Source organism: Allobosea sp. P2_A10 (assembly GCF_056405115.1).
Window position 1 is genome coordinate 10,412 of the sequence record NZ_JBFUCS010000023.1, and the last position, 12,087, is coordinate 22,498.

Annotated in this window: 1 protein-coding gene (running past one end of the window); it reads left to right on the forward strand. The window is 67.3% G+C overall.

What is annotated here, in order from left to right:
• Nucleotides 1–12,087, forward strand: the beginning of a protein-coding gene (locus AC1DZY_RS23420; protein WP_476822567.1) for a CARDB domain-containing protein. It continues 20,535 nt past the right edge of the window; the window shows 12,087 of its 32,622 coding nt (coding positions 1–12,087); the start codon lies at nucleotides 1–3; the stop codon falls past the right edge of the window.

Below are 12,087 nucleotides of genomic sequence, written 5' to 3' on the forward strand. Positions count from 1 at the left end.
TTGCCGGCCGGGCTCGCAGGGGGGACGACGAACGGTCTGGGCGCGCGGCTGGCGGCGGCGATCGGCGGTCTCGGGACGAAGCTGAGCGTCGCGCGGGACCGCCGCAGCCTGCTTGCCGAGAGCGTTGCGCATCGCGCCTTGTTCGAGACCCTGGAGCCGCGCGTCCTGCTGGCCGCCGACGTCATCCCGGTCTCCGGCACGATCGACGTCGCCGGCGAGGTTGACCGCTACACGTTCACCGTCGCAGCGGAGACGCGGATCGCATTCGACTCGCTGACCAACCGCAGCGACATCCGCTGGTCGCTGAACGATTCGCATGGCGAGGCCATCGTGCCGTTCAGCCCGCGCGCGTTTTCCGACAGCGATCGCTGGAACGGCAGCGCCCAGCCCGGCGTGCTCGACCTGTCGGCCGGCACCTACACCGTGTCCGTAGGGGGCTTCGGCAATCTCGCGGCTGCGACCGGAGATTACTCTTTCCGGCTGCTCGACATCGACGAGTCGGCGACGATCGCGCTCGATTCCAGCCTGACGCGGACGCTGGTCGACGGGCGCGAAAGCAATGCGACGCGGCTGTCCCTGACCGGCGGCGATCTCGTCTCGCTGACGGCGCAGGCTTCCGCCAGCGGTCAGGGGCGGCAGGGGGGCGTGCGCGTCTTCGATCCCGAGGGCGTGCAGGTCGCGGGCTTCGGTTTCGGCTCGACGGTCCAGTTCCAGTCGGGGCAGAGCGGCGAATACGTCATCCTCACCGAGGGCGATATCAACAACACGACGAGCAGCTTCGACGTGACGCTGACGGCTGCGTCGCGGCACATCGTCGAAAGCGCCCTGGTGTTCAACCAGAAAACCTCAGGCTCGCTGCCTTCGGGAAAAGCGACGGAGGAATACAAGTTCACGCTCGACCAGCGCCAGACGCTCATCTTCGACTCGATCAGCCAGAGCGAGCAGGTGACCTGGCAGGTGCTGCATAACGGCGCGCCGATGACGGATGCGCGCGTGTTTGGCGAGTTGTTCGGCGGAACGCCGAATTTTCGCGGCCAACCGCTGACGCTCGAAGCAGGCGATTATGTCCTGTCCGTCGCAACCAACGACCAGAACATATCCAGTGCGCTGCCCTTCACTTTCAAGGTGCTGACGCTCGATGCCGACACGCCCGAGGCGCTGATCGAGAACAATCAGACCGTCGGCTTCAACGAGGGCGCACTCTACTGGTTCGACGCCTCCGACGGCGAGCGCATCAACGTCCAGACCGCCAATGCGACCGGCGGCTTCAGCGAGGATCGGGTCAAGATCTTCGACCCCAACGGCGTGCTGATCGAAAACCACGACGTCTTCGATCAGGCGACCTTCACGGCGCGTGGCACGGGGCGTTACCTGCTGCTGCTCGACCGCGCTTATGCGAACAACGACGTCACTGTCTCCTTCTACGTCACGCATGAGCCCGCGCAAGAGGAAGGCATCGGCGGGATCTGGGTCAATATCGGCGACGGAATCGGTGCCACGATTTCGGCCGGAAGCGACATCGTTTTCGAACTTGAGGTGACGGAGCCGCGCCGCCTGCTGCTGACGAATGGCAACTTCAACGGCTTCCGCCTCGACGTCCGCGGGCCGCGCGGGTTCGAGGTGCGCGACATCGCGTTCAATTCGCCCGGGCCGATAAGCTTCACCGACGACGAGACCCTGCCGCGATCGGTGCTGGATCTCACGCCGGGCTATTACAGCTTCGTCCTGACCAACACCGATCCCGACAACGACCGGGACCTGTCGATCAGCTTCATCGACGCGACGCCGGCCAACCTCGACACGCTGCCCTCCGGCATCAACGGCTTGAGCTTCAGCAATTATTCGCCGCTTCAACTTCTTGCGATTGAAGGCGAGGCCGGCGGGTCGCTGACGCTTGACGATCTCGCGGTCGAGCAATTCGGCTATTACGACATCATCCAACCCGCGCTGACGATCTCGGTGCTCGATCCCAACGGCCAGCTCCTTCTGACCACGCCGGTCTGGGAAGAGGATCCCGACAGCCCGCCGGAAAATCCAGGCGATCCGCTGAACTATCGTCGCGCGACGCCGCCGGTCCTGACGTTCCTGCTGACCGGGCTCTACACGATCCGCTTCGACATGCCGGTTGCGGCGATCGACGGCAACGACGCGGTGCTGTTCTTCCGCGCCACGATCGCGCCGCCGCCGCCTCCGCCGCAGGCCGCGACGGGCGTCGGGCTGGGCCAGAGCGTCGTCGGCGATACGCTGCAGCCCGGTGGGAGCCAGGCTTTCGCTTTCGACCTGACCCGAGACACGCGGCTCTACATCGATGTCCTCGCGCGTCAGACGGGGCTGGAATACCGCCTCGAAGGGCCCAACGGCCTGCAGACCGAATGGGGCCAGTTCGACACCGGCAATTTCAGTTCCGGCGTCGCGGGCTTCCAGGCGCTGAACCGGCTGCCGACCGGAGCCTATCACCTCGTCGTCCGCAACCAGGGTACACAACCCGCCACGCCTCAGTTCCGCCTGATGGACCTGACGCCGGGCGCGGCCCTGCCTGGCCTGCCCGATGGCGGCGGCTTCACGCCGATCACGCTGGGCCAGCAGGTGGTCGAGGTGCTCGACCCCGGTTTCGAGACGGTCGCCTATCAGTTCACGGTCGATCCCGGCACGCGGGTCACGTTCAATCCGCAGCCGCAGTTCACCGCCCCGGCGGATTATCGGTTCACATACGACGCACCCTCCTGGCGCATCCTCGACGCCGACGGACAGGAGGTCGGCCAGCCATTCGCGGGCAATTTCCAGAGCGGCGTGCGCAGCGGCGTGCTGCGCGACGGCGGCACCTATACGCTGCTGATCGAGCGGCCCGTCTCGACCTCCAGCACCATAACCACCATCACTGCGCGCTTCACCCTGTCGGCGGTGCCCGATCAGGTCGCCACGCTCGCGGTGGGTGATGTCGCGACGCCGACCTTGGCCACTCGCGGCCAGCGCGCGCTCTATACGATCGATCTCGCGGAAGCGACGCTCGTGGCCTTCGATGCGCTGGTGGCCGACCCGCTCTACGCGATCACCTGGTCTGTGATCGCGCCCGACGGCACGCGCAGCGTCGTTCAATACGTCGCCGACGATTATCGCTACAACGGGCGCGGCCTGCTGCTTGGACCCGGCCGCAACACGCTCGTTCTGGAGGCAAGCAACGGCGTCCTGCCTAACCTGCCTTTCAGACTGGTCGATCTCGGCGCGGCGCCTTCGATCACGCTGAGCCAGCCCACGACGGCCGAAATCTCCGAGCAGGGCCGAGCATCGGCCTACCAGTTCGAAGCGGAGGTCGGGGACCGGCTGCTGTTCCAGCGCGTCGGCGCCAATCAGGCGCGCTTCAACAACCTGCAGTACCGTCTCCTGGATGCGACGGGCGCGGTCGTGCAGAACGGGCAGGTCGGCACGAGCCAGAACCAGGTCACCGTGGTGCGCAGCGGCACCTTCTGGCTGGTTTTCGACGAAGCGCCGGGCTCGGCGGGGGCTCTGTCGGCGCCGTTCGTGATGCGCAAGCTGACGACGCTGCGCGACGACATCACGATCGGCGAACGGGTCGACGGCGTCATCGTCAATCCCGGCGACAAGGCGGTCTACAGCTTCACGGTTCCGGCGTTCACGACGATCGTCATCGATACGCTGGTCAATACCGGCACATTGTTGCGCACGCTGGAGGGCGACAACTACACGGCGTCGTCAGAATTCCTGAATTTCGACCAGAACGGCGCACCGATCCGTGCGCTCGGTCCGGGGCGCTACACCCTGACGATCGCAGGCGCGTCCGACCTGATCACCGGCACCTATGCGTTCCGGCTGCTGAATTTCGCCACCGGCACGCTGATCACCAAGGACACGGTCGTCAACGGCACCCTGTCGCCCGCCTCGGCGCTCGAAATCTACAAGTTCGACGCCGCCGCCGGCGACCGGCTCGCCTTCGACGCGCAGACGGCCGGACCGTCGAACTGGCAGCTCTACGGACCCGATGGGGCGCTGGTCTTCAATAACGGCTTCACCGATGTTGCGACACGGGTGCTGACGCTGAGCGGGCGCTATACGCTGCTCGTCAGCGGCTCCTCGACTTCGGCGACGCCGGCGCCGTTCAGCTTCAGCCTGGTGTCTTCGACGCCGGCGACGCCTGCTTCCTACACCGGCGCGGTGATCGCGTTCGATCAGGCCGTCTCGGGGCTGCTGAACCCGATCACCGAAGCCGGGAATTCGCAGAGCTTCATCCTGACGCTGAACGAGAAGCACCGCGTCATGTTCGCGCCGGGCGGCCAGCCGAACATGACCTGGTCGATCGAAGGTCCCTATGGCGCGGTCGCCTCGGCCTACGACTACGGTCCCTACGACTTCAGAACCTATGTCTTGGCGGCCGGAACCTACCGCATCACCTATTCGCGTAACGATGGTGGCGCTGTCGCGCTGCCGTTCAACTTCAAGGTTATCGACCTCGACGCGCTGGCCTATTCCAGCCTCGACACGCCCGTCTCCGGCACGATTCCGACCAACGGCGTCCAGGTGCTGAAATACTCCGTCGCCGACGGGGACGCCTTCTTCTTCGACAGCGATACGAACTTCATCAACGGCTACTGGAGCCTGCTCGACGCCAGCCTGACGCGCCAGTCCAACCTGCAATTCTATGACAGCGGCCCCTATCGCCAGCCGCAGGGCGGCGATATCTTCATCGCCCTCTACACCTACAACCAGCCCGGCGGCGCCAACTACGTCTTCACGCCGAAGAAGATCCAGGACACCGTTGCGACGATTACGCTCGACACGGTCGTCAGCGGCAGCCTGCCCACCGCAGGCCAGACCGCCAACTACCGTTTCACCGTGACCGAGCCGACCTGGGTCTCGTTCGACAATATGAGCGCGAATTCGCAGGCGCGCTGGAGTCTGCGGGGTCCCAACGGCCCCGTCGTCAACACGGCCGGCCAGACGCTCGGCAACCGCGCCTTCCCCAGCGACCGCGTGGCCGACGGCAATCTGCCGGTGCTGCTGTCGCCCGGAGAGTACACGCTGTCGGTCGGAAACGGGCCAGGCGCCTATGCTTTCAAGCTGATCGATCTCGGCCACGCCACGCCGATCAGCATCGGCTCGTCGGTCTCCGGCACGCTCGATCCCGGCGTCGAGAACGAGGCCTTCCGCTTCACCGGTGCGGCCGGGCAGCGCGTCTTCGTCGCGCTGAGCCAGCTTTCCAACTACGCGAATTTCGTCCTGCTCGACCCCACCATGACGGTGATCAGCCCGATCGGCACGGCGAACGCAGCGCCGGTGATCCTGCCCTATGACGGCGTCTACACGGTCGTCGTACAGGGTTATCCGTATGATATCGCGGCGATCCCCTATGTTCTGCGGGTCGTCGATCTCCCGGTCTCGGCCCCGATCGCATTGGGGCTCGGCGTTGCGCAGGCTGCCAATCTCGCCATCGCCGGGCTTGCGGCCGTCGCGACGGGCGCGCTGGAGTCGGGCGCCGAGGTCACGGTGTCCTGGCAGGACCTGAACACCGGCAATCTGCCGGCCGACACCTCCTGGATCGACCGGCTGATCGTGACCAACACGACGACCGGCGAGGTGCTGCTGACGCGCAACCTGCCCTATGCCGGCGATGCGACGCCGCTCGGCGTCGGCGGCTCGCTCGACCGTTCGACGAGCTTCCGGCTGCCCGACGGCGTGCGGGGCGTCGGCACGATCAGCATCAGGGTGACCACGGACGCCGGCAACGGCGTGACCGAGACCAACGAGACCGACAACGACGCTACGCTCTCGCTGACGTCGACGCTTGCCAACTACCCCGACCTCGTCGCCAGCGCGGTGTCGATCAGCGCCGGCCCCTATGCGCCGGGCGACCAGGTCACGCTGACCTGGGACGTCAGCAACAGCGGCACCCGCACTCCCGCGCCCGGCTGGACCGAGCGGCTGGTCATCCGCAACCTGACGACGAACGAGACGCTGAGCCTGCGCGACCTTCTGGTCGAGGGAGCGGACGCCGCGATCGCGCCGGGCCAGACACAGCATCGCTCGGTCACGCTGACCTGGCCCGCGGGCCGGATCGCGACCGGCAACTTCAGCGCCGAGGTCGTCGTCGACAGCAGCGACGTCATCGTCGAATACGCAGCTGGAGGCTTCAGCGAGACCAACAACCGCGCGAGCATCGCCTTCCGCTCGGCGCCGGATCTTGTTGCGACCGGCCTGACGGTCGATGGCGCGATCGCCTCGGGCAACACCATCACGCTGCGCTGGCGCGACGTGAATTCCAGCGCCGCCGGAAGCGGCGGAGCCTCGACCGCGACCACTTGGATCGACCGCGTCCAAGTCTACAACATCGATACCGGCCAGTATGTGCTCGACCAGTTCGTATCCTCGACCGGGGCGCTTGCGCCCGGCGGCGAAGCGATGCGCGCGCTGAGCTTCAGGATGCCGGACGGTGCGCGCGGCGCCGGCAATTTCCGCATCGTCATCGACGTCGACTACGGCTTCAACCTCGCCGGCGTCGTCGAAGCCAATGCCGGCGGCACGGCGGAATCCAACAACTCGACAACGGCGGACTTCACCTCGGCGCTGTCGATCTATCCCGACCTGACGGTCTCGGCCGTCAGTGCGCCTGCGGCCGCCCGCGCGGGCGAGACCATCACGGTGACGTGGAGCGTCGCCAATTTGACATCGGTGGCGACGACCACCTCGTCCTGGAACGACCGCATCGTCCTGTCCGGCAACGCCATTTTCGGCGATGGCGACGACATCGTGCTGGCGACCGTGCCGCATTCGGGCGTGCTTGCCGGCTTCGGCAGCTATGGCGGCTCGGCTCAGGTGACGATCCCCGCCGACCGCTCGGGCTCGTTCCGGATCCTCGTGGCAACCGATGTCGGCTCGCAGGTGGTCGAGCCCGACACGCGCGCCAACAATTCCGCCTCGCAGGCGATCGCGATCGCGCCGGTCTATTCGGACCTAGAGGTCAGCGCGATCACGAAGCCGGCGAGCGTCAGCTACGCGACGCCGTTCACCGTGGGCTGGACGGTCACCAATATCGGGCCTGATCCGACCAGCGCGGCGAGCTGGATCGACCAGGTCTATCTCTCGCGCGACGGGCTGTTCAGCGGCGACGACATCCTGCTGGGAACGCTGACGCATAATGGGGCGCTTGCCTCCGGCGCTTCCTATGTCGGCTCGCTCAGCGTCACGATCGCGGAATCCGCGACCGTGCTCGGCGACTGGCGCGTGCTGGTGCGCACCGCGCAGCCGGCCAACACCGTGTTCGAGAACGGATTGACGGCCAATAACGGCGCGGCCTCGACGCTGCTGACGGTGGTGCGTCCGCCCGCTCCCGATATCGCGGCGACCGGCGTGACGCTGCCGGCAGGCGGGCAGCCCGGCGATGTCCGCTCCGTGAGCTATACCGTGACCAATCGCGGCGCCCTGCCTGCGAATGGCAGCGCGAGCTGGGTCGATTATCTCTATCTCAGCCTCGACGGCACGCTGAACGGCGCAACCTACCTCGCCGCCGTGCCGGTGACGCTGCCGGCCGCGCTCGGCATCGGCGAAAGCTATACCCGCCAGGCCAGCGTCACGCTGCCCAACATCGCGGACGGCGCCTATCGCATCGTCGTGGTGCCCGACATCTACGGTTCGGTTCCGCAGCCCGGCACGCCGCGCGCGGCTCCGTTCGTCTCGACGGGCACGATCGCGATCGGCACGCCGGACATTGCCGTGCAGGGCCTCGGCACGCTCGCCAGCACGATCTCGGGCACCCAGATCACGCTGAACTGGACGCTCGCCAATCTCGGCGCAGGCGAGGCGCGCCAGCCCTTCGTCACCACCGTCTATCTGTCGCGCGACGGCACGGCTGACGGTTCCGACATCGTGCTGGGCAGCCTCAGCACCGGCGCGCTGGCGGCGGGCGCGACGCTTTCGCAGAGCCTGACGGCGACATTGCCGCTGGGCTCGCTCGGCTCCTACCAGATCCTGGTGCGCGGCGATTCCGGGCAGGTGCTGAACCAGTACAATCGCTATGGCAACGACGTCGCCGCGACGCCGCTTGCCGTAACGCTGGCTCCCTATGCCGACCTCGCGGTCGATGCGGTCACGGCTCCCAGCCTGATCATCGCCGATCCCGCTTCGATCCGGGTCAGCTGGCGCGTCACCAACCAGGGCACCGGCCTTGGCCAGACCGATACCTGGTTCGACGCCGTGATCGCGTCGGTCAATTCCATCATCGGCGATGGCGACGACATCGTGCTCGGCCGCTTCCAGCGCACCGGCGGTCTCGCCGTCGGCGCGAGCTATACCCGCGACGTCACCGTGACCTTCCCGCCGGCCGTCACCGGGCGCTATACGCTGGCGGTCCGCAGCGATGTCGAGCACGCGGTCTTCCAGAACGGCCAGACCGCCAATGACGACGGCGTCGTGCCGCATCCCGTCGATGTGATGACGAAGCCCTATGCCGACCTGATCATCACGGCGGCGAGCGCCGACACGATCGGCGACAGCGGCAGGCCGGTGACGCTGGCCTGGACCGTGAGCAACCAGGGCATCGGCGCGACCGATTCGGCGGCATGGTCCGACATCGTGACGCTGCGCGACACCGCCGGCGCGGTGGTCAGGCAGTGGAGCCAGCCGCATCTCGGCGTATTGGCGGTCGGCGGCTACTATCGCCGCGAGGCCACCGTCACGCTGCCCGAGGGCCTTGCGGGCGCCTACACGCTCTCGATCTCGACGGGCGGGCCGTTCGAGTTCATCTACACCAACAACAACGGCTCGCAGCAGCTGCCGCTGACCGTCAACGCCTCTCCGACCGCCAATCTCAAGGTCGACGACATCGCTTCGGTCCTGAACGCAACCGAGGGCGATTTCATCGACATCGCCTGGCGCGTCTCCAATGCCGGCTTCGCACCCGCGACCGGCATCTGGACCGACACCGTCACGCTGCAGCCGGTCGACCCGACCAAGGGCGCGATCACGGTCGGCACCTTCACCAACGACAGCACGCTGGCGGCCGGCCAGAGCTACCAGCGCACCGAGCGCTTCCAGCTGCCGGCGCGGATCGAGGGCATCTACCGCGTCGTCGTCACCACCAATTCCAACAGCGCGATCTACGAGGCCGTGGCGGACCGGCCCGACAACCGCCTCGTCGACGCCGACCTGATGACGCTGGCGCTGAAGCCGCGTCCGAATCTGCAGGTCTCGGCCGTCTCCGCGCCCGCGGTGGCGCAGGCCGGCGGCTCGATCGCGGCGAGCTTCACCGTCATCAACCAGGGCACGGTCGCGGCGACCGGCTCCTGGACCGACGCCGTCTATCTTTCGCTCGACGCCAATTTCTCCGGCGACGACATTCGCATCGGCACCTTCGCCAACGGCTCGGCGCTGAACCCCGGCCAGAGCTACCACACCGATACCGGCTCGATCACGATCCCGTCGCGCTTCGGCGGCCCGGCCTACATCATCGTCGTCTCGAACTTCAACGGCGCGCTCGACGAATATCCCAACACCTTCGACAACAGCCGCGCCACGCCGATCTCGGTGACGCCGTCGCCCAAGGCCGATCTGGTGCTCTCGAACCCGGTCGCGCCGACGCAGGCCGTCGCCGGCTCCGAGATCGAGGTCCGCTACACCGTGACCAATCTCGGTGCGGCGACGACCGACGCCGAAAGCTGGGCCGACACGGTCTGGATCGCGCGCGATCCGCGCCGGCCCAACACGCTGCCGGCCCGCGTCCTCGACGACGGCGGCATCGACTTTTCCGGCGGCAACAGCGCGATGCTGCTCGCCTCGGTCACCCATGTCGGGGCGATCGCGGTCGAGGGCGGCTATCAGGTCACGGTGCGGGTACGCGTCCCCGATACGCTGGCGACCGGCACCTACTACATCACGCCCTGGACCAACCCTTACGGGCAGGTCTTCGAGGACGAGGTCTCGACCAACGTCAACTCCGACGACCCCAACGAGCTGCAGTCGAGCAACTACAAGGGCCGTCGCATCGAGGTCATCGGGCGGGCGATTCCGCCCGCGCCCGATCTCGTGCTGTCGGCGGTGACCGCGACACCGCAGGTGCTGGCCGGGCAGGAGCAGCTTACGGTCAGCTGGAGCGTCCGCAATGACGGGCCGGGCGGGATCGCGGCCAACCAGCAATGGGTCGACCGCATCATCCTGTCGGACAAGCCGACGCTGGATGCCGCCGGCGCGAACCAGTTCACGCTCGGCTACTATATCCATGGCGGTGCGCTGGCGCAGGGCGAGAGCTACACCGAGACGCGGACGCTCGATCTCGGCCCCAATGCGGCCGGCCTCTATGTCTTCGTCGAGACCAACACGCAGAACGACGGCATCCAGGGCCTGATCCGCCCCGCCGAGATCGACCGGACCGACAATAGCGGCCGCGCCGCCAGCGTCGTCACGAACCGCGCGGCCAATCTGAAGGTCGAGAGCGTCACGGCCGCGACGGGCGCTGTCTCCGGCGAACTCACCGACGTCACCTGGACCGTGCGCAACACCGGGGCTGCCGTCTGGGCCGGCACGCGCGTCTGGAACGATGTGATCTACCTGTCGCAGGATCCGGTCTACATTCCCGGGCGCGGCGTGCTGCTGGCCGCGGTCGCCCATGGCAACAGCACGACGCTCGAGGCCGGCGGGAGCTATGTCGGTCAGGCGCGGGTCAAGCTGCCGCCCGGCATCGAGGGCTCGTGGTACGTCCACGTCATCACCGACGGTCAGGCCGGCAGCTATGGCGGCTCGGCTGTCTCCGACTCGTTCTCGGGTTCGGGTCTGGCCGCCGCCTCGTATTATGTGAACACGGTGTTCGAGGGCGGACAGACCGGCGACAATCTCGGCTCCGGCGCGCTCAGCGTGATCTATCGCGAGCCCAATCTGGTGGCGAGCGCGCTCGTCCTGCCCGCGACCGTTCAGGCAGGTGCCGCCGTCGATGTCGGCTGGACCGTGACCAATGCGGGCAATCGCGAGACGCGGGTCAGCCGCTGGCGCGACATCGTCGTGCTGTCGCGCGACGAGAGCTTCGATTCCAGCGATATGGTGCTCGGGACCTTCGATCGCGAGACGGCGCTGGCCGCCGGCGCGAGCTATCAGGGTCAGGCGCGGGTCGTCATCCCCGACGAGATTTCCGGCCCATTCTACATTCTGGTGATGACGGATACCCGCGTCGGCGCGGCTGACGCCTATTACGGTCCGTTCAGCAACATCGTGCCGGGCGCGCCCGGGCTAGGCGGCGCCGGAGATCAGGTCCAGGAGTTCGCCGACGAGGGCGACAATTCGGTGCTCGCCGCGCTCACCGTGACGCCGCGCCTTGCATCCGACCTGCAGGTCACGGCCGTGACGCCGCCCGCCGCGCTGCTCGCGGGCGATAGCTTCACGCTGAACTACACCGTGGCCAATCTCGGGCCGGGCGCGATGGCGGCCGAGGATGCCGGGCGCACCGACGTGTTCTACCTGTCGCGCGACACCGTGCTCGACATCACGACCGACCTCTATCTCGGCACCCGCATCGGCACTGTCGCGCTGGCGTCGGGCGCGATCGACGCGGTCAGCATCGCGCTCAGCATCCCGCAGCGGCTTGAGGGTGCGTGGTACCTGCTGGTGGGCACCGATCTCGCCACGGCGCGCAAGCCGCGCGGGCTCGTCTTCGAGGGCGCCAACGAAGCCAACAACACCGGCTCCAGCATCACCCCGATCCTGGTGTCGCGGCCGCCGCCGGCCGATCTCGTGGTCGACGAGATCACCGCTTCCGGCTCCGGCGCCGGTCTCGTCGGGGCCACGACCACCGTGACCTGGACTGTCACCAACCAGGCGACCAACCCGGCCGCCAACAGCTGGGAGGACGCGGTCTATCTCTCGGCTGACGATCGCTGGGACATCAGCGACCGTCTCGTCGGGCGGGTGCGGCATGCGGGCGGGCTCGCTGCCGGCGACAGCTACACCGCGACGCTGATCGCCGCGCTGCCGCCGCTGAAGGAAGGCTCCTACCGCTTCATCGTCCGCACCGACATCCTCGACGAGGTCGACGAGCGCACCGGCGAAGGCAACAACACCAGCGTCTCGACCAACACGATCTTCGTCTCGGTGCCG